The sequence below is a fragment of the Microbacterium sp. GXF0217 genome (assembly GCF_054798195.1).
Map to the genome: position 1 here is coordinate 13,313 of NZ_JBSJZG010000008.1, position 18,910 is coordinate 32,222.

The 18,910-nt window shown below is 68.4% G+C and carries 21 protein-coding genes and 1 tRNA gene; 8 read left to right on the plus strand and 14 right to left on the minus strand.

Annotated features, from left to right (window positions below):
- The first annotated feature begins 139 nt into the window (after positions 1-139).
- Positions 140-427 (plus strand): WXG100 family type VII secretion target, encoded by a 288-nt coding sequence (locus ACWAT3_RS15250; RefSeq protein WP_460799781.1) that lies wholly within the window; start codon positions 140-142, stop codon positions 425-427.
- 84 nt (positions 428-511) lie between these two features.
- Here the strand turns inward: ACWAT3_RS15250 and groL are convergent, their stop codons facing one another.
- The 3 genes from groL to ACWAT3_RS15265 all read right to left on the minus strand — a co-directional run bounded on the left by groL (position 512) and on the right by ACWAT3_RS15265 (position 3,172).
- Positions 512-2,131 carry a chaperonin GroEL gene (gene groL, locus ACWAT3_RS15255; protein WP_460799783.1) on the minus strand — a complete coding sequence of 540 codons (1,620 nt, stop codon included), beginning with the start codon at positions 2,129-2,131 and terminating at the stop codon, positions 512-514.
- A gap of 157 nt (positions 2,132-2,288) precedes the next feature.
- On the minus strand, positions 2,289-2,846 hold the full coding sequence (locus tag ACWAT3_RS15260) for a LytR C-terminal domain-containing protein (protein WP_460799785.1): 558 nt from the start codon (positions 2,844-2,846) through the stop codon (positions 2,289-2,291).
- A 68-nt stretch (positions 2,847-2,914) separates the two neighbouring features.
- Entirely contained in the window at positions 2,915-3,172 is a 258-nt protein-coding gene (locus tag ACWAT3_RS15265; protein WP_460799787.1) for a DUF3263 domain-containing protein, read from the minus strand.
- A gap of 120 nt (positions 3,173-3,292) precedes the next feature.
- On the opposite strand from ACWAT3_RS15265, the gene msrB reads away from it, so the two are divergent.
- Together msrB and ACWAT3_RS15275 are read left to right on the plus strand one after the other, a co-directional pair.
- The gene (gene msrB / locus ACWAT3_RS15270; RefSeq protein ID WP_460799937.1) at positions 3,293-3,721 is read left to right on the plus strand and encodes a peptide-methionine (R)-S-oxide reductase MsrB; all 429 of its coding nucleotides are present in this window, start codon (positions 3,293-3,295) and stop codon (positions 3,719-3,721) included.
- The gene (locus ACWAT3_RS15275) at positions 3,718-4,269 is read left to right on the plus strand and encodes a nitroreductase family protein (protein WP_460799789.1); all 552 of its coding nucleotides are present in this window, start codon (positions 3,718-3,720) and stop codon (positions 4,267-4,269) included. The genes msrB and ACWAT3_RS15275 overlap by 4 nt, the downstream gene beginning before the upstream one ends.
- A gap of 1 nt (position 4,270) precedes the next feature.
- On the opposite strand, the gene ACWAT3_RS15280 is transcribed toward ACWAT3_RS15275, so the two are convergent.
- The gene (locus ACWAT3_RS15280; RefSeq protein WP_460799791.1) at positions 4,271-5,221 is read right to left on the minus strand and encodes a DMT family transporter; all 951 of its coding nucleotides are present in this window, start codon (positions 5,219-5,221) and stop codon (positions 4,271-4,273) included.
- Positions 5,222-5,263: 42 nt separating this feature from the next.
- Here ACWAT3_RS15280 and ACWAT3_RS15285 point away from each other — a divergent pair, with 42 nt between their 5' ends.
- Both ACWAT3_RS15285 and ACWAT3_RS15290 read left to right on the plus strand, forming a co-directional pair.
- Positions 5,264-5,920, plus strand: coding sequence for an SOS response-associated peptidase family protein (locus tag ACWAT3_RS15285; RefSeq protein ID WP_460799792.1), 657 nt, complete (start codon positions 5,264-5,266; stop codon positions 5,918-5,920).
- Complete coding sequence (locus ACWAT3_RS15290; RefSeq protein ID WP_460799794.1) at positions 5,920-6,315, plus strand: MmcQ/YjbR family DNA-binding protein; 396 nt, start codon at positions 5,920-5,922, stop codon at positions 6,313-6,315. Before ACWAT3_RS15285 ends, ACWAT3_RS15290 begins: the two co-directional genes overlap by 1 nt.
- Here the strand turns inward: ACWAT3_RS15290 and ACWAT3_RS15295 are convergent.
- The 3 genes from ACWAT3_RS15295 to ACWAT3_RS15305 form a co-directional block, all read right to left on the minus strand.
- Positions 6,303-7,277: an aldo/keto reductase gene (locus ACWAT3_RS15295; protein WP_460799795.1), complete on the minus strand. Its 975-nt coding sequence runs from the start codon at positions 7,275-7,277 to the stop codon at positions 6,303-6,305. The two genes, ACWAT3_RS15290 and ACWAT3_RS15295, sit on opposite strands and share 13 nt — an antisense overlap.
- Positions 7,278-7,318: 41 nt before the next feature.
- Positions 7,319-7,394: transfer RNA gene (locus ACWAT3_RS15300), tRNA-Thr, on the minus strand.
- Between the two features lie 73 nt (positions 7,395-7,467).
- Complete coding sequence (locus ACWAT3_RS15305; protein WP_460799797.1) at positions 7,468-8,457, minus strand: DsbA family protein; 990 nt, start codon at positions 8,455-8,457, stop codon at positions 7,468-7,470.
- 212 nt (positions 8,458-8,669) lie between these two features.
- On the opposite strand from ACWAT3_RS15305, the gene ACWAT3_RS15310 reads away from it, so the two are divergent.
- Together ACWAT3_RS15310 and ACWAT3_RS15315 are read left to right on the plus strand one after the other, a co-directional pair.
- On the plus strand, positions 8,670-9,776 hold the full coding sequence (locus ACWAT3_RS15310) for an ABC transporter ATP-binding protein (RefSeq protein WP_460799799.1): 1,107 nt from the start codon (positions 8,670-8,672) through the stop codon (positions 9,774-9,776).
- Between the two features lie 84 nt (positions 9,777-9,860).
- Positions 9,861-11,165 (plus strand): DUF4032 domain-containing protein, encoded by a 1,305-nt coding sequence (locus tag ACWAT3_RS15315; RefSeq protein WP_460799801.1) that lies wholly within the window; start codon positions 9,861-9,863, stop codon positions 11,163-11,165.
- 112 nt (positions 11,166-11,277) lie between these two features.
- Here the strand turns inward: ACWAT3_RS15315 and ACWAT3_RS15320 are convergent, their stop codons facing one another.
- The 5 genes from ACWAT3_RS15320 to ACWAT3_RS15340 all read right to left on the minus strand — a co-directional run bounded on the left by ACWAT3_RS15320 (position 11,278) and on the right by ACWAT3_RS15340 (position 16,199).
- Positions 11,278-11,919: an NAD(P)-dependent oxidoreductase gene (locus ACWAT3_RS15320; RefSeq protein WP_460799803.1), complete on the minus strand. Its 642-nt coding sequence runs from the start codon at positions 11,917-11,919 to the stop codon at positions 11,278-11,280.
- 13 nt (positions 11,920-11,932) lie between these two features.
- Complete coding sequence (gene rlmB / locus ACWAT3_RS15325) at positions 11,933-12,949, minus strand: 23S rRNA (guanosine(2251)-2'-O)-methyltransferase RlmB (protein WP_460799804.1); 1,017 nt, start codon at positions 12,947-12,949, stop codon at positions 11,933-11,935.
- Positions 12,942-14,345 (minus strand): cysteine--tRNA ligase, encoded by a 1,404-nt coding sequence (gene cysS, locus ACWAT3_RS15330; protein WP_460799806.1) that lies wholly within the window; start codon positions 14,343-14,345, stop codon positions 12,942-12,944. The genes rlmB and cysS overlap by 8 nt, the downstream gene beginning before the upstream one ends.
- Before the next feature lie 103 nt (positions 14,346-14,448).
- Positions 14,449-15,645 (minus strand): 2-C-methyl-D-erythritol 4-phosphate cytidylyltransferase, encoded by a 1,197-nt coding sequence (gene ispD, locus ACWAT3_RS15335; protein WP_460799808.1) that lies wholly within the window; start codon positions 15,643-15,645, stop codon positions 14,449-14,451.
- A gap of 71 nt (positions 15,646-15,716) precedes the next feature.
- Positions 15,717-16,199, minus strand: coding sequence for a CarD family transcriptional regulator (locus tag ACWAT3_RS15340; protein WP_460799809.1), 483 nt, complete (start codon positions 16,197-16,199; stop codon positions 15,717-15,719).
- A gap of 135 nt (positions 16,200-16,334) precedes the next feature.
- On the opposite strand from ACWAT3_RS15340, the gene ACWAT3_RS15345 reads away from it, so the two are divergent.
- Positions 16,335-16,919, plus strand: coding sequence for a DNA modification methylase (locus ACWAT3_RS15345; protein ID WP_460799811.1), 585 nt, complete (start codon positions 16,335-16,337; stop codon positions 16,917-16,919).
- Between the two features lie 70 nt (positions 16,920-16,989).
- Here ACWAT3_RS15345 and ACWAT3_RS15350 read toward each other — a convergent pair whose 3' ends face one another.
- A complete protein-coding gene (locus ACWAT3_RS15350) occupies positions 16,990-17,673 on the minus strand; it encodes a response regulator (protein WP_460799812.1) in 684 nt (227 codons plus the stop codon).
- A complete protein-coding gene (locus tag ACWAT3_RS15355) occupies positions 17,670-18,884 on the minus strand; it encodes a sensor histidine kinase (protein WP_460799813.1) in 1,215 nt (404 codons plus the stop codon). The genes ACWAT3_RS15350 and ACWAT3_RS15355 overlap by 4 nt, the downstream gene beginning before the upstream one ends.
- Positions 18,885-18,910: the final 26 nt, after the last annotated feature.

Below are 18,910 nucleotides of genomic sequence, written 5' to 3' on the forward strand. Positions count from 1 at the left end.
CCGCCCTGCACAGGCCCGCCCGGACGGCGGGTTCTGCACGGCGGCCGTGGATGCCGTCCGCGCGAGCGGCGCCCGTCACTGCTGGAGACCTACTCTCGAAGCTCCCGGCGGGCGACGTCGGGCAACGAAAGGAGTCCCCATGTCCGTCTTCAGCGTCGATACCGAAGCCGTCAACACCGTCACCGCCGCCACGCGCGGCACCGTCGAGCGTCTGCAGGCCGAGTCGACGGCGCTCACCGCACAGCTGACGCAGCTGCAGTCCTCGTGGACCGGCAACGCATCGGCCGCATTCCAGTCCTGCGGCGAGCAGTGGCGCGCCGCGCAGATGCAGGTCGAGCAGGTGCTGGCGTCGATCAGCATCGCGCTCGGCAACGCCTCGCGCAACTACGACGACGCCGACGCGTACTCCGCGAGCCTGTTCCGCTGATCCCCCCGCTGCGGAACGCAGAAACGCCCCGGCCGAAGCCGGGGCGTTTCTGTGTGAACCGCGAGGTTCTGAACCTGTCTGGACTCAGAAGTCCATGCCACCCGTCGGGTCGCCGGCCGGAGCCGCGACCTTCTCGGGCTTGTCGGCGACGACAACCTCGGTCGTGAGGAACAGACCGGCGATCGATGCGGCGTTCTGCAGAGCAGAGCGCGTCACCTTGGCCGGGTCGATGATGCCCGCTGCGAACATCTCGACGTACTCACCCGTGGCGGCGTTGAGGCCCTGACCCGTGGGCAGCTCCGCGACCTTGGCCGCGACGACGCCCGGCTCGAGACCGGCGTTGAGGGCGATCTGCTTCAGCGGAGCCGAGATGGCCACGCGAACGATGTTCGCGCCGGTTGCCTCGTCGCCGTCGAGCTCGAGAGCATCCAGAGCCTTGGTGCCGGCCTGGATCAGCGCGACGCCACCGCCGGGGACGATTCCCTCTTCGACGGCTGCCTTCGCGTTGCGAACGGCGTCCTCGATGCGGTGCTTGCGCTCCTTGAGCTCGACCTCGGTCGCCGCACCCGCCTTGATGACGGCGACGCCGCCCGCGAGCTTGGCGAGGCGCTCCTGGAGCTTCTCACGGTCGTAGTCGCTGTCGGTGTTCTCGATCTCGCGACGGATCTGGGTCACGCGACCCTCGATCTGGTCGGACTCGCCGGCACCCTCGACGATGGTGGTCTCGTCCTTGGTGATGATGACCTTGCGAGCACGGCCGAGCAGGTCGAGCGTCGTGTTCTCGAGCTTGAGACCAACCTCTTCGGTGATGACCTGACCACCGGTGAGGATCGCGATGTCCTGCAGCTGCGCCTTGCGACGGTCGCCGAAGCCGGGAGCCTTGACGGCAGCCGACTTGAAGATGCCGCGGATCTTGTTGAGCACGAGAGTCGCGAGAGCTTCGCCCTCGACGTCCTCGGCGATGATGACGAGCTCCTTGCCGTCCTGGATCACCTTGTCGACGACGGGGAGAAGATCCTTGATGTTCGAGATCTTCGAGTTCGCGATGAGGATGTAGGGCTCCTCGAACACGGCTTCCTGGCGGTCTGCGTCGGTGACGAAGTACGGGTTCAGGTAGCCCTTGTCGAAGCGCATGCCCTCGGTGAGCTCGAGCTCGGTGCCGAAGGTCTGCGACTCCTCGACGGTGACGACACCCTCCTTGCCGACCTTGTCGATCGCCTCGGCGATGAGCTCGCCGATCGAGGGGTCCGCAGCCGAGATGGACGCGGTGGCCGCGATCTCCGCCTTGGACTCGATCTCCTTGGCGCTGGAGAGGAGCTCTTCGGTGATGGCCGCGACAGCCTTCTCGATGCCCTTCTTGAGCGAGATCGGGTCGGCGCCGGCTGCGACGTTGCGCAGACCCTCGCGGACCAGAGCCTGAGCGAGGACGGTCGCGGTGGTGGTTCCGTCACCTGCGACGTCATCGGTCTTCTTGGCGACCTCCTTGACGAGCTCCGCGCCGATCTTCTCGTACGGGTCGTCCAGCTCGATCTCCTTGGCGATGGACACACCGTCGTTCGTGATCGTGGGGGCGCCCCACTTCTTCTCGAGCACGACGTTGCGACCACGCGGGCCGAGGGTCACCTTGACAGCGTCGGCGAGGATGTTCAGGCCGCGCTCGAGACCGCGACGGGCCTCCTCATCGAAAGCGATGATCTTTGCCATGAGTTTTGTCGTCCCTCCTGGACGTATACGTTCGGTTTAGCACTCGGAGTGATCGAGTGCTAACGCCCATTCTGGCACTCGACCACATCGAGTGCAAGCCGCGTACGCGCAGAGAGAAACACGTGCCGACCGGGAACCGGTGCGGCACCATGACCACCTACTCGGCGGGCGCTTCGCCGGTCCGATCGAGGCCGATGACGACGGTCAGCTGGGCCTGCCCCGTATCGTTCATCGCGGCGTAGTAATCGCTCTGCTCGACGACGGCGCCGCCGATGAGACCAGCGAGTCCTGTCGCGGCATCCGCATCGGCCTCGTCCACGTAGTAGACGGTGGTGTCGGCGAAATCGTCCGATGCACCGTCGACCGCGAACACGAGGTCGGCGTTGTACCCGGCGGTGATCAGCTCCTCGCGCATCTGGTCGTCCAGGCCATCGTCCGGCGTCGCGTTCAGGATCATCACCGAGTACGAGGTGTCCACGATCCCGGTGTCCTCGGGAACGGGCGCCACCGAAGCCTCGGGGGTCGGGAACAGCACGATGCGCCCCATGACGACGAGGGCGACGAAGATGCCGACGACGAGCAGGACGAGCGCGGCGACGACAGCCCAGAGCAGGACCATCCACCCGTTGCTTCCGGGGTTCTCGGCGCGGTGGGCTCCTACGCGGCCGGACGTGCGGGGGACATCGTCGAAACGATCACGAGCGGGCTTGGACACCCCTCGATGCTAGGGCATGCATCTCGGCATCCTCCGAAGCGACGTTCAGGATGCCGCGGCCGACGCTCTCAGCCGACGAAGCCCTGCATGCGCACGGTGCGCTGCGCGCCGCGGGCGTCCCGGATCCGACGCAGCCGCCGCACCAGGAGCGGGTCGTGCGCGAGCGCCTGCTCGGTGTCGATGAGTCGCCAGAGCAGCTGGTAGTAGCGCGCGGGGCTCATGCCGAGCTGCGTCCGGATCGCCTCTTCCTTCGATCCGCTGTGCCGCGGCCAGGAGACCTCGACCGCGAGAATCGCGCGGTCGCGGTCCGTCAGATCTCCGAGCATGCCCGAAGCCTACGCCGGGAGCGCCTCCGCTCCGGGGAGCCACTCCCGGTGTTCCGCATCCGCGCGCGCCGACCGCGTCCAGGCGCGTCAGAATAGAACATGACGACTCAGGAGGTCCGGATGTCATACAGCGTGAACAAGTCCGATGAGCAGTGGCGTGCCGAGCTCGGCGACCAGCAGTACGCCGTGCTCCGCGAAGCGGCCACGGAGCGCGCCTGGACGGGCGAGCTGCTCGACGAGGAGCGCGCGGGCCTGTACACCTGCGGCGCGTGCGGCGTCGAGCTGTTCAAGAGCGGCACGAAGTTCGACTCCGGCTGCGGATGGCCGAGCTTCTACGAGTCCATCCGCCCGGATGCCGTCGAGCTCATCGAGGACACGACCCTGGGCATGGTGCGCACCGAGGTGCGCTGCGCGAACTGCGGGTCGCACCTCGGCCACGTCTTCCCCGACGGCTTCGGCACACCGACCGGTGACCGCTACTGCATGAACTCGCTGGCGCTGAACTTCACGCCCGCGCCGCCCGACGCTCCGAAGAACCCGCAGTCGTGAGCGCGCTCGACGCCGTCCTCGCCCGGCAGTCCTGGTCGAAGGTCACGGACGCGGCACCGACCCACGCGGAGCTGCTGCCCCTCGTCGCCGCTGCCGGACGCGTCGCCGACCACTCCTCGCTGCGCCCGTGGCGGCTGATCGAGCTGCGCGGGGCCGACCGCGAGGTACTCGGCGCTGCCATAGCGAAGGCGGAGGGCGACAAGCATCCGTCGTCCAAGCCGCTGCGCGCGCCGCTGGTGATCGCGATCGTGGCCAGCTATCGCCGGAGCGAGAAGGTGCCGCGCTGGGAGCAGGAGGCCGTCGCCTCCGGCGTCGCGCACACGCTGAGTCTGCTTCTGGATGAGGCGGGGTGGGGCGTCATCTGGCGCACCGGTCATTACACGCGCGCGAAGGCGGTCGCGAAGGCGCACGGGCTGAAGAAGAACGAGGAACTGCTCGGCTGGCTCTATGTCGGCGGCAAGCCGACGAAGAAGCCGGGACGCCGCAAGCCCGTGGATGCCGGAGCCCTGCTGACCCGGATGCCGGCCGCGAAGACCAAGAAGAAGTAGCTCAGCGTCGGCGCTTGCCCAGGAGCGCGACGAGAACGCTCGTGACGGCGACCGCCACCATCGCGATGGTCTGCCAGAGGGCCGGGCCTGCGTCGGCGGGCCAGATCGCGTCGATGACCACCGCCGTCACGAGCTGTCCGAGCACGGATCCGAGCCCCAGCAGCAGCACCCCGGTCTGCGCGACCAGTCGCGCGCCGAGGAAGATGTACGAGACGCCGAGGAGTCCGCCCAGGTACATCCACGGTTCGGCGGGAAGCGGGTTCGGCGGTCCGTTGAGGACGACGCTGACGCCGGCGCCGATCGCGAGCACGATCGTCCCCGCGATGAAGCTCATCATGGTGGCGGCCACCGGCGATTCGACACGCTGCGCGAGACGACCGTTCGCCGCCTGCTGCCAGGCGATGCCGACACCGGCGGCAAAGGGCAGCAGCAGCATCCACAGCGGGGCCGAGGCGAGCACGTCGCCGCCGAGCGAGATGCCGACGGCGAGCAGCGCGAGCGCTCCCCCGGCCACGCGGCCCATGGTGACCGCCACGACGCCGGCCGGTCCGAACCCGATCCGGTCGAGGATCAGTCCGTGCAGCGTCTGGCCTGCCACGACGCCGACGGTGAACAGCGACACCCCGAGGACAGCGGCGGTCAGGCCCTGGGTCGTCACAGTCAGAGCACCGCAGGCGCCGCCCAGCAGCATCCATACCGGGACAGTCCGTGATCGGATGCCGAACCAGAGCCGCGCCATCCCGGCTCGCCCGGCGGGGAGCGCAGCGACCAGGACCGCCAGCAGCAGCAGGCCGGAGGAGAACGAGACGAGTCCCGCGACGACCCCGTCGCCGAGGCGGACGCCGAGCACGCCGTTGATGCGGGCCTGGATCGCGGTCATCGCTCCGATCGAGACCGCGCCGCCGATCGCGACGAAGGCGGGGATTCGACGACTGCGGGACACTTCTGTCACGCTACCCGACCGGATGTCGGTGGCCGGGGATACGCTTGCGGCATGTGCGCGAGCTACGGACTCGATCCCCGCTTCACCGATGCCGAGCTGCTGGCCGAGGCGGATGCCGACATCCTCGACGGCCTGCGGGAGTGGGCCGAGCGCAATGCCGGCGAGACGCTGCGGCCGACCGGCAAGAACCTGCGCAACCTGAACCCGATCGTTCTGGCACAGGACGGTGATGCGACGCTCGAACCCGCGTGGTGGGGGTTCCTCGTGAACGGCGAACCGGCGAAGTTCCCGTCGATCAATACGCGCTCCGAGCGTCTGCAGGATCAGCCGGGCAAGGCTCGGTCACGGGCGATCGTGCCGTCGACCGGATGGTTCGAGCTGCAGAAGCCCGATCGGGTGTGGCACGAGTTCGGGCTCGACACCGGAGCGCTGTTCGGCATGGCCGCCGTGACGCAGCGCGGCCGGACGGCGGACGGCGAATGGTTCACGTGCTTCTCGATCGTCATGCGCCCGGCACCGGAGCACCTGGTAGACATCCACGATCGGATGCCGGTGCTGATCCCGACCGACTACGCGCACGAGTGGCTGCTGGGCGAAGGCGGGCGCGAGGTGATCGACGAGGCGCTGGGGGCCGCGGCATCCCTGGACGACCGCGTCATCGCGACCCCGCGCAGCAACGACAAGGGCGCCGCGGAGAAACTGTTCTGATGGATGACGAGACGCTGTTGCAGACCGCCCAGGCGCGCGCGGACGAGCTGCCGGGTGCCGGCCTCGAGCATCCGTTCGGGCCGGAGTGGGATGTCTTCAAGGTCCGCGGCAAGGTCTTCATGCTGCAGACGCTCTACTCGGGCCGCGCCATGGTGACGCTGAAGTCGCACCCCGAGGATGCCGAGGCGCTGTGCGCGACCTTCGCCGACATCGCGCCGGGATATCACATGAACAAGAAGCACTGGATCTCGGTGACACCCGGCCCGTCCATCGAACCGGGGCTCGTGGAAGAGCTCGTGACGGAGTCCTACCGACTCGTGGTCGAGAAGCTCCCCCGCACTCAGCGCCCGGTCGATCCGGAACTGTTCGGCGTCACGTCACCTCACCAGGCGTAGGCCTCCGGAGCCTGGCCACCAGGACCGGGGAAGATCTCGTCGAGAGCGGCCAGGTCCTCTGCACCGAGCTTGATCTCCAGAGCGGTCACGGCGGACTCCAGCTGTTCGATCGTGCGCGGGCCGATGATCGGGCCGGTGACACCGGGCTGGTGCAGCAGCCAGGCGAGACCCAGCGCGGCCGGCTTCCAGCCGCGTTCCTGGGCGAAGCGCTCGTACGCCTCGACCTGATCCTGGTGCGCGGCCCTCGTCTCCGCCGCACGTCCGGTGTTCGATCGGGCGTTCGCATCAGACGATCCGCCGCTGAGCAGGCCGCCGCTGAGCGGCGACCAGGGCAGGATTCCCAGGCCGTAGTTCCGGGCCGCAGGGATCACTTCGAGCTCGATGGAGCGGTGCGCGAGGTTGTACAGGGACTGCTCGCTGACGAGGCCGAGGAAGTGACGCTGGCGCGCGATCTCATTCGCCTGCGCGATATTCCAGGCGGCGAAGTTCGAGCTGCCCGTGTAGACGACCTCGCCCTTCGAGACGAGCAGCTCCATGGACTGCCACAGCTCCTCCCACGGAATGTGGCGGTCGATGTGGTGGAACTGGTAGAGGTCGATCCGGTCGGTCTGCAGGCGGTGAAGCGAGCCGGCGGCTTCACGGCGCACCTGCCAGGCCGAGGAACCGCGGGCGTTCACGACGTCGCCGCCCACCATCGGCGAGTGCACCTTCGTGGCGAGCACGATGTCGTCGCGCACCCCAGGGCGGGCGGCGAACCAGCGCCCGACGATCTCCTCGGTCGCTCCGCGCCCCGCGCTGCCTCCGTAGGCGTTGGCGGTGTCGAAGAAGTTCACGCCCAGCTCGAGCGCACGATCCATGATCGCGAACGAGTCCTCTTCCGAGGTCCGATCGCCGAAGTTCATCGTCCCGAGGACGATGCGCGAGACCTGCGTGCCGGTGCGTCCGAGATACGTGTAGTCCATGCGAGACATCCTGGCACGCGAGCGCGGAGGTGAGGGCGGAATGGAGCCGACTGCGGGGTTCGAACCCGCGACATCCTGTTTACAAGACAGGTGCTCTACCAGCTGAGCTAAGTCGGCGAACGGCGCCGAGGCGCCGCATCAGAGAGTCTATGACACCGCACCGACCGGTCGACGACGGGTCGGCGGGTGATCACTCAGCGGGTGTTTCGGTGGGCGTCTCGGTCGCCGCGGGCGCCTCGGTCGTGGGCGTCGGCGTGGGCGTCGCTGTCTCGGCGGCTTCGTAGTAGGCGTCGCTGGACACCGTGAGCACGAACTGCGAGAACTCGGCCGGGTCGTTCAGCGATCCGACATACGCCTGACCGTTCACGACGACCATGGGCGCGGCGCTCAGGGCGAGGTCCTCGGATCCCGGCAGCGGGCCTTCCAGCGCGCGAGCCGTTGCGGCCTTCGCCCAGGAGACGAAGTCCTGGTCCTCGATGCACGCGCGCACCTTCTTGCCGGCGTCGACGCCGACCGCTCCGGCGAGATCAGCGAGCTCGACGTCAGAGCGACCGTCGCTGTCAACTTCGGGCTGCCCCACGAGGAGCTCGTGGTTGAACGCGTAGAACTGCGTCGGAGAGTACTCCGCGACGCACGCCGCAGCGGCTGCTGCGCGCAGCGAGTACTTTGTGCCGTTGGAGTTGGCGGTGAGCAGCGAGACTGGGTGGTACGTGACCGTCGCTGCGCCCTCGGTGATCCAGCCGGACAATTGGAGCGCATTGGCGCGCTCGAACTCACCGGCCCCCGGCGAGAGGTAGTCGACGTAGATGTGGATGTCGACGGCACCGGCCGCGGTCGGCTCTGGCGTCGGAGTCGCCTCTTCACCGGCCTCGGTCGGCTCGACGGACGGAGTCGCGGGGATCTCGGCGCTGCTGACCGTGGCACCCGTGATCTCGTGGACGACGACGCCGTCATCGTCCAGTCCGCCCGGATTCAACGTGGGCTCGGAGACCGACGAACCGACCGCCATCGCGACGGCGGTGCCCACGGCACCGACGGCGACGACAGCCACGAGTCCGATGATGACGCGACGCACGATGCGCGCGCGGGACTGCTTGGCATTGACCTGCTGGGCCTTCTCCCGAACCGCCTCGCGGGTGTTGCGTGCGGCGGGGACGTTCGGCGTTTCGTCGCTCGACATCGTTCCTCTTGAAAGTCTGCGGGGACGGGTTCCCCCATGGCCGCGTATGCGCAGCACTGACATCGATGCTAACGAGGCAGGCTGGGAAATACCCAGATGCGGCAACTCATGGCATACTGAACTCGGCCCAAAGGTGGGCCACGGTGGGTGTACCCACCGCTTCCATCACAACGGATCGTCCGGCACGTACCTGCCGGTGAAGGAGAAATGCAATGGCATCTGTCACGTTCGATGACGCCACCCGCCTGTACCCCGGCGGAACCCGTCCCGCTGTCGACAAGCTGAACCTCGAGGTCGCTGATGGCGAGTTCCTCGTCCTCGTCGGCCCCTCCGGTTGCGGTAAGTCCACGTCGCTGCGCATGCTCGCCGGCCTCGAAGAGGTCAACGCCGGGCGCATCCTCATCGGCGACCGCGACGTCACCGACGTCCCGCCGAAGGATCGCGACATCGCGATGGTCTTCCAGAACTACGCGCTCTACCCGCACATGACGGTCGCCGAGAACATGGGCTTCGCGCTCAAGATCGCCGGCGTCGGCAAGGAAGAGCGCGCTTCCCGCGTGCTCGAGGCTGCCAAGCTGCTCGACCTCGAGGAGTACCTGACCCGCAAGCCGAAGGCCCTCTCGGGTGGTCAGCGTCAGCGCGTCGCCATGGGTCGCGCCATCGTGCGCCAGCCGCAGGTGTTCCTCATGGACGAGCCGCTGTCGAACCTCGACGCCAAGCTCCGCGTCCAGACCCGTACGCAGATCGCGTCGCTGCAGCGTCGTCTCGGTGTCACCACGGTCTACGTCACGCACGACCAGACCGAGGCGCTCACCATGGGTGACCGCATCGCCGTGCTCAAGGACGGCCTCCTGCAGCAGGTCGGCTCGCCGCGCGACCTGTACGAGAGCCCGAACAACGTGTTCGTCGCCGGCTTCATCGGCTCCCCCGCCATGAACCTGTTCACCTCGAACCTCGCCGACGGCGGCGTGCAGTTCGGCTCCGAGGTCGTTCCGCTCGACCGTGACACGGTCGGCCGTGCGCACGGCAGCGAGATCACGATCGGCGTTCGCCCCGAGGACATCACCGTCGGCCCCGCCGATGGCAAGGGTCTCTCGGTCACGGTCGACCTCGTCGAGGAGCTCGGTGCTGACGGCTACCTGTACGGACACACCGACATCAACGGCAAGCGCACCGACATCGTCGCGCGCGTCGACGGCCGCAGCCACCCGAACGCGGGCGAGACGGTCACGCTGGCTGCGAACCCCGGCCACGTGCACGCCTTCGACATCGAGTCGGGCGAGCGTCTGAACGACAAGCCGATCGTCTCGGCGGCGTAAGCACACCACGCACGCGGCGCGGGCTGACCTTCTGGTCGCCCGCGCCGCGTCGTTTTCCCCGACCGCAGTCACACGAGGAGCACCATGCAGGATGCACTGCGCATCACCGCGAGCGCCGTCGATCCGGGCCTGCTCGGCCTGCCGTGGTCGACGTCCTTGGCGAAGTGGCCGTCGGAGCACATCGTCTCGCTGCCCAAGGGGCTCTCCCGTCACCTGGTGCGCTTCGCCGATCTCTCCGGACGCGTCGTCGCGGTCAAGGAGACCACCGCCGAGATGGCGCGGCGCGAGTACGAGATGCTCGGGAGCCTCGCCAGGCTCGATGTGCCCTGCGTGGCGCGGGTCGCGGTCATCGACGGCAGGACGGACGCCGAGGGCGAGATGCTCCCGGCAGCGCTGGTCACGTCGCACCTGCGCTTCTCGATGCCCTACCGCGCCCTGTTCACGCGCGTGCTGCGCCCAGACACCGCCACGCGCCTCGTCGACGCGCTGGCGCTGCTGCTCGTCCGGCTCCACAACGTCGGCTTCTACTGGGGCGACGTCTCACTGTCGAACACCCTCTTCCGACGGGACGCCGGGGCGTTCGCCGCGTATCTGGTGGACGCCGAGACGGGCGAGCTCCACGAGGAAGGTCTCACCGACGGCCAGCGCGCATACGACCTCGACCTCGCACGAACGAACATCGCCGGCGAGATCATGGATCTCGCCGCAGGCGGACGGCTCGAGCACGGAGTGGATGCCGTGGCGATCGCGGACGGCATCGTCTCGTCCTACCGTGCGCTGTGGGATGCCCTCACCGCCCACGAGTCGTTCTCGGCGAACGAGACCTGGCGGATCACCGAGCGCGTCGAGAGCCTGAACGCCCTCGGTTTCGACATCGACGAGATGTCGATGTCGACCACCGCGGACGGCACGCTGGTCGAGATCCAGCCGAAGGTCGTGGATGCCGGTCACCACCAGCGTCGACTCATCCGCCTCACCGGACTCGACGTCGAGGAGAACCAGGCGCGACGTCTGCTGAACGACCTGGACGAGTTCCGCGCCCGGTCGAAGAAGCAGTGGGCCGACGAGGAGATGTACGCGCACGAGTGGCTCACGCGCGTGTTCGAGCCGGTCGTGCGAGCGATCCCCTACGACCTGCGCGCGAAGCTCGAGCCCGCAGAGGTGTTCCATCAGGTGCTCGAGCACCGCTGGTACCTCTCACAGGCGCAGGGTCGTTCGGTCCCACTCGCCGAGGTGCTGACGAGTTACATCAACGAGGTGCTGCGTCATCGGCGCGACGAGGCCACCATCATGGGACCGCCCACCGAGACGACGGCGATCCCGGTGGTCACCGACGCTGTCCCCGTGTCGGACGACACCGCTGCGCTCGACTGGCGCGACCTGGTCTGACGTTGCTGCTCCAGCCGCTCCGGCAGTTCATCGAACAACGCCTTCGTGGGGAGGGGCCCCGCGCCCGAAGGCTCGAGGCGGCGCGCAGCGACGTCTCGAGCGGGCGTGGGGATCAGTAGCCGACGGTGAACCGCTCGCGGTGGTGGTTGCCCTGCTCGATCTCATCGACCACGGCGATCGCGAAGTCCGCGCCGGAGATGAAGGATTTCCCGTCGGCGTCGCGCACGAGGACATCGCCGCCATCGCGGTAGTGACCGGTCCGCTCCCCCTCGATCCACGGCCCGAACACCTCGGCGGGGTGGATGAAGAACCAGTCGAGACCGGCATCCGTGCTCTCCAGCAGGGCGAGCGAATCGATGCCGACCTGCGCCTCGTGCTTGTACTCCTCGGGGAAGTCCTGATCGAACAGCCGGGGGCCGCCCGGCGCCACCAGGCTGCCGCCCGCTCCGCCGACGACGCCGAGACGCGTCGGCGTTCCGCTGAGCTTCGCGGCCAGTCCCTGCAGCGCACCGAGGACGGCCTCCGACATGTCGCCGCGGGGCGAGAGCGCCGACACCACGGCATCCGCACCGTCGAAGACGTGGCCGAGAGCGTCGATGTCGAGCACGGAGCCCTGCACGGCCAGCGCCCCGTCGACCGGATTCGTCGGCGCCGTGCGCGACACCGAGATGACCTCGTGTCCGCGGCTCACCGCCTCCTGGACGATGTGGCGTCCGGCGTAGCCGGTTCCTCCGATGACGACGATGCGTGCCATGTGCTTCCCTCTCCTACTTCAGCGCGTTTCGTACGGTCGAGACCTGGTACAGCGCGACCGAGGTCGCGATGCCGGCGTTCAGCGATTCCGTCGCGGTCGAGATCGGGATCGAGACGATCTGGTCGCAGGTCTCGGTGACCAGGCGCGACAGCCCCTTGCCCTCCGAGCCGACGACGATCACGACCGGACGATCGGCGAGCTCGAGCTGCGGTAGCGAGACGTCGCCGTCGCCGTCGAGGCCGAGCACGAAGACGCCCTGCTTCTTGAACTCCTTGAGCTGCGTCGTGAGGTTCGTCGCCAGCGCGACAGGGATGCGTGCTGCGGCGCCGGCGCTCGTCTTCCACGCGGCGGAGTTCACGCCGGCCGATCGGCGCTGCGGCAGGATGATGCCCTGCCCGCCGAACGCCGCCGTCGAGCGGATGATGGCGCCGAGGTTGCGCGGGTCGGTCACGCCGTCCAGCGCCACGAACAGCGGGACCTCGTCGCGGGCGATGACCTGCTCGAGCAGGTCCTGCGGGTGCGCGTACTCGTACGGCGGCACCTTGAGCGCCACGCCCTGGTGCACACCGTCGAAACCGGCCATGCGGTCCAGTTCCTGCCGGGTGACCTCGAGCATCGGGATGTCGCGGTTCTTGGCGAGGGAGAGCATCTCCTTCACACGGTCGTCCATCTCGACGCGCTGCGCGATGTACAGCGCGGTGGCCGGGATCTTCGTGCGCAGCGCCTCGAGCACGGAGTTGCGCCCGGTGACCGTCTCGGTGTCTGCGGTGTTGTCCTTCGACCGAGCAGAGCGGTTGGGGTTGCCGCCGGAGGTCTGCCGCTTGCCCGCGACGCCTGGACGCCCCTTTCCGCCCGCTGCCGCGTAGCGCTCGGCCGCGGCCTTGCGCTTACCGGCGACGTGCCAGGCGCGGTCCTCGGCCTTCGGCGTCGGTCCGCGGCCTTCCAGCGCCTTGCGGCCGAGGCCGCCTGTGCCCTTGGTCGGGCCCTTCTTCTTACCCTTGCCCGCTGAGGGGTTGCCTGGCTTAGCCATCGATACTCCAATGTGTTCCGTCCGGAGTGTCCTCCAGAGTGATGCCTGCGGCCGCGATCGCATCACGGATGCGATCCGCTGCGGCCCAATCCTTGTCGGCACGCGCCTGCGTGCGCTGATCGATCATGGTGCGCACGAGGGCATCCAGGGCGGATGCTTCGCCTCCTGCGCCCTTCGTCTGCTGCTGCGCGCGCGGGTCGATGCCGAGCACATCGAGCATCGCCAGCACCGCACCGAGCGAGGCGCGCGCTGCCTCGGCATCGCGGGCGTCCAGTGCCGTGTTGCCGACGCGCACCGTTTCGTGCACGACGGCGAGCGCCTGAGGGATGCCGAGGTCGTCGTCCATGGCACGCGCGAAGGAGTCGGGGATCCCGCCGTCGAGCGCCGCATCATCGCCGACGACGCGTCCAGCGCGCTCGACGAACGAGCGGATCCGCCCGAGCGCCGCTTCGGCCTCGGCCCAGGAGGCCTCAGTGAGGTCGAGGCTCGAACGGTAGTGCGCTGCCGCGAGCGCGTAGCGCACCACGAGCGGGTCATGGGCGGCGAGGACGTCGGCGGCGAGCGTGAAGTTGCCCAGCGACTTCGACATCTTCTGCCCGTTCACGGTCACCAGGCCGTTGTGCACCCAGTACCGCGCGAAGCCGTCGCCCGCTGCAGTGGACTGCGCGAGCTCGTTCTCGTGATGCGGGAAGCGCAGATCCAGGCCTCCGCCGTGGATGTCGAACTCCGATCCGAGGTAGCGCTTCGACATGGCGGAGCACTCGATATGCCAGCCGGGGCGCCCCGCGCCCCACGGCGACTGCCATTCGGCCCCGGCGGGCTCGTCCGGCTTGGCGCCCTTCCAGAGAGCGAAGTCCTGCGGGTTGCGCTTGCCGCGGGGGTCCGCGTCCTCGGCGGCCTCCATCGCATCGACCGACTGCCTCGTCAGCGCGCCGTACTCCGGCCACGAGCGCACGTCGAAGTACACGTCGCCCGATCCGTCGGCGGCCGCGTACGCGTGCTCGCGCTCGATCAGCGTCCGGATCAGTTCCTGCATCTGCGGGATCGAACCGGTCGCACGGGGTTCGTAGGTCGGCAGCCGGATGCCGATGCCGGCGTACGCCGCCGCGAACTCCTGCTCCATCCGGTACGCCAGCGCCCACCACGGCTCGGTGTCCGTGTCGTTGGCGAGCACCTTGTCGTCGATGTCGGTGACGTTGCGCACAAGGGTGACGCGCCCGTAGCGGTATTCCAGCCAGCGCCGCAGGATGTCATAGCTCAGCGCACTGCGCACATGCCCGATGTGTGGGCCGGACTGCACCGTGGGTCCGCACACGTACATCGTGATGTTCTCGGGGTCGAGAGGCACGAAGTCGCGCAGCTGCTGTGCGCGGGTGTCGTAGAGGCGGAGTGTCACCGCACCAGCCTACCGGGGCGGTGCTGAACGGCCGCCTGGCTGCGACGAATCACGAACACTGTGACGAATCACGGACAAAGCGCACGAAATCGTCCGCGATTCGTCATCGGATTCGTGATCCGTCCGGCACGAGAACGGCGATCGCGGTCACGGAGATGCCCTCGCCTCGGCCGGCGAACCCGAGGCCGTCCGTCGTCGTCGCAGACACCGTCACCCGCGCTCCCCCGAGCGCATCTGACAGCACCTGCTCCGCCGCGGCGCGACGCGCGCTGAACCGGGGCCGGTTCCCCTGGAACTGCGCGGACACATTGCCGATGCGCCACCCCGCGTCCGTCACCAGCTCGTGCGTACGGGCGAGGAACACCTCGGCATGCGCGCCGGCGTATTCCGGATGCGAGGTACCGAAGTGCTGACCGATGTCGCCGAGGCCGGCCGCCCCGAGCAGCGCATCCACGATCGCGTGCGCGACGGCATCCCCATCGGAATGTCCCGAGAGGGCCGGCTCTCCCGGCCATTCGAGCCCGGCGAGCCAGAGGTTCCCCTCGCCCCCGAACGCGTGCACGTCCGTGCCGATTCCGACCACAGGGATAGCCGGAGCGGATGCCGTCATGAGCAGGTGTCGCGCGCGTTCGAGGTCGGCGGGGGTCGTGATCTTGAAGGCGCGCTCCGATCCGGCGATGTGGCGCACCTCGTGCCCCGCTGCGGCGTACAGCGCCGCGTCGTCGGTGTACTCGGCGTCCGAGGCGAGAGCGGTCGAATAGGCGGCTTCGAGAGGCAGCCGCGGGAATCCCTGGGGCGTCTGAGCGGCGGCGAGTTCGGAACGATCGACCGCACCGACGACGGATGCGCCGTCGACGCGCTTCAGCGTGTCGATCACCGGCAGGACCGGAAGGACTCCGCTGCTGCCTGCGACCGCGCGCGCGACCGCATCGATCTGAGCCGCCGGAGTCAGCGCCCTCGCGGCGTCGTGCACGAGCACCGTGGTGATCCCGCCCCACAGAGCACGGAGCCCGGCCGCGACGGAGAGCTGCCGGGTGGCGCCGCCCGTGACGACCCTGCCGAGATCGGCGCGATCGCCGGCTGCTGTCTGCAGCTCGGTCTCGACCTCGCCCTCGAAGCCGGGCGGCGCGACGACGATCACCTGCATGGGCGACGCCGCGAACACGCCGTCGAGCGCGTGGCGCAGGATCGAACGCCCGTCGATGCCGACGAGCGCCTTCGGCGCCCCAGCGCTCAGGCGCGTTCCGGATCCCGCCGCGACGACGATGATGGCGGTCTCGGGCACGGGCAGCACAGTCACGCTCTCACGTTACCGGCGCAGACGAGAAAAGGCGGATGCCGGAGCATCCGCCTTTCCCGGAGAACATCCGCTCAGGAAGCGAGCACCTCGTCGAGGAGGGTGCCGGCCTTGTCCTCGTCGATCTTCTCGGCGAGCGCGAGCTCGGAGATGAGGATCTGGCGAGCCTTCGCCAGCATGCGCTTCTCCCCGGCCGACAGGCCGCGGTCCTGATCGCGGCGCCACAGGTCGCGCACGACCTCGCTGACCTTGATCACGTCGCCCGACGCGAGCTTCTCGAGGTTCGCCTTATAGCGGCGCGACCAGTTGGTCGGCTCCTCGGTGAACGGAGCGCGCAGCACCTCGAACACGTGATCGAGCCCCTCTTTGCCGATGACATCGCGGACCCCGACGAGGTCCACGTTCTCGGCGGGAACCTCGATGATGAGATCCCCCTGCGTGACGTTGAGCTTCAGATACTTCTTCGTCTCGCCCTTGATGATGCGGTCTTTGACCTCGATGATCGTCGCGGCCCCGTGGTGCGGATAGACGACGGTCTCGCCAACCTCAAAAAGCATAAAAACGTGTCCTTTCGGCAAACTCCAGGATACCACAGCGGACATGCACTAAGGTTTGCGCCGCATGGTCCCGACGGCCGCCTCGGCGTACGCATAGAATGGACGTGCATTTCCCGCCGCATCTCAGGAGGACCCGTGAAATCGCGCCTTGTTGCGTCTGTCGTTCTCAGCGCTCTCGTGCTGACGGGTGCGACGGGGTGCACCTTCATCACCCCACAGGCGAGCACCATCGCCTATTCGGCATCCGACGGGGTGAACGTCGCCGACACCGCAGGCCCCATCGTCGTGCGCAACGCGATGGTCATCGCGGATGAGAGCGGTGAGCTGGGCAACCTCGTCGCCGCATTCATCAACCCGTCGCAGGACGACGCGGTCGTCACCATCGAGCTCCAGGGCCTCGAGCCGTTCGAGATCGAGGTCGCCGCCGGCGAGACCGTGAGCCTGGGCGCCAACGAGGAGCCGCTCCTGCTGGACGCGGCAGAGGCCGAAGGAGATGTGACGTTCGAGCCGGGCTCGACGGTCGAGATCTACTTCCAGTCCGGCGACGGCAGCGGCGCGACCGCGAACGTCCCTGTGCTGGATGGCGCCCTCCCCTACTACACCGACCTCGTGCCGGAGCCGGCCGAGGAGGAGATCGTCATCGACGATGAGGTCACCGTCCCCACCGAGACGCCGGTCCCCACGGACGAGCCGGACTCCGCGGAGACCGAAGAACACTGAGCCTCGGCATCCGACATCGAAGAAGGCCGGCCCCCACCCGGGGGACCGGCCTTCTTCGCACCTGCTGCGCTCAGCCCTCGAAACGGTAGCCGAGGCCGCGCACGGTCACGAGCATCGCGGGCTCCGACGGGTTCTCCTCGATGCGCGAGCGGATGCGCTTGATGTGCACGTCGAGCGTCTTGGTGTCGCCGAAGTAGTCGCTTCCCCAAACCCGATCGATCAGCTGCCCCCTGGTGAGGACGCGCCCCGAGTTGCGCATGAGCACCTCGAGCAGCTCGAATTCCTTGAGCGGCATGTTGATCTGATCCCCCGCGACCGTGACCGTGTGCCGGTCGATGTCAAGGGTGACGCGCCCGCCGTCGAGGACCCGTTCGTCGAGTTCGCTCTCGGCCTGCACGACCCGTCGCAGCACCGCGCGCATGCGGGCGAGCAGCTCGCGCGAGGAGTAGGGCTTGGTGATGTAGTCGTCGGCGCCGAGCTCGAGGCCCACCACGATGTCGACTTCGGAGTCCTTCGCCGTCAGCATGATGATCGGCACGGCCGAGGTGGAGCGGATCTGACGGCACACCTCGGTACCGGGCATGCCGGGCAGCATCAGGTCGAGCAGCACGATGTCCGCGCCCTGCTCGCGGAACGCGTGCAGGGCACCGGGCCCGTCCTCGGCGATCTCGACCTCGTAGCCCTCGCGGCGCAGGAGGTAGGCGAGGGGGTCGGCGAGGTCGGGTTCGTCCTCGACGAGCAGGATGCGGGTCATACACTCTCTCCAGTTCGTGCGCGCGGCGCTTTCGGGGCCTTCTTCGCGCGCTTCTTCTTTGTCTTGCGGCCGATGTCGTCCGGCTCGGGGGCATCGATCCGCGGCAGGCGGATCGTGAACGTGGATCCGCGGCCAGGGCGCGACCACACGCGCACCTCGCCGCCGTGGCGATGGATCGCATGCTTGACGATGGACAGGCCGAGGCCGGTGCCGCCGGTACGTCGGGAGCGCGCTTCATCCGCACGGTAGAAGCGCTCGAAGATCCGCTCTCGGTCGGCTTCGGAGATGCCGATGCCCTGGTCGGACACGGCGATCTCGACCACGCCTTCCTCGGCCTTCACGCCGACGCCGATGCGCGAACCGCGCGGCGAGTACACGATCGCGTTCGCGATGAGATTGCCGACCGCCTCGATGAGGATCTGCGCATCTCCGCGCACCCAGATGTCGCGGTCGCCGCCCCTGGCGAGATCCACCCCTGCGGAATCCGCTTGGACGGCGTGAGCTTCGACGGAGGCCGCGACCACCTCGTCGATGGACACCATCGCGACGTCGGACAATCCGTCGGCGGCCTGCAGCCGCGACAGGCTCATGATGCGCCCGGTGAGTTGACCGAGACGCGTCGCCTCTGCAGAGATGCGGCTCGCGAAGATCCTGACCTGGGCCGGGTCATCGGCGGCCGACTCGATCGCCTCGGCGAGCAGGCTCACTGCTCCGACCGGTGTCTTCAGCTCGTGACTCGTGTTGGCGACGAAGTCGCGGCGCATCTGATCCAGGCGCTCCTGCTCGGTGACGTCGCGGATGACGAGAAGCGTCAGGCGCGCACCGACGGCACTGGCGCGAGCCGAGACCAGGCGAGGATCCAGGGACGTGCCGCTGCGGCTGATGCGCATGGTCTCGGTCTCGGGAGACCCCGTCGAGCGGACGGTGCGCACCAGCTGACGCAGTTCCGGGTTCTCGAGGGTCGAGCCGTGGACGATCCCGAAGAGCCCGGCGGCCTGCGACGTCGCGAGCACCAGTCCAGATGCATCGACGACGCAGGCGGCATCCTCCATGCTGTGCAGCACGTCCGTGATTCCGGTCGGGACCATGGTCGAGGTCTCCGCCTCGGCCTGTGCGCGAGCGCGATAGGCGAGGTACACCAGGCCGCAGACCGCCGCTCCGATCAGCACGCCGATGGCGAGGGCGAGCAGCGCTACCTGCGGCGTGGACATAGGACCAGCGTAGAGTGCGTTCACCA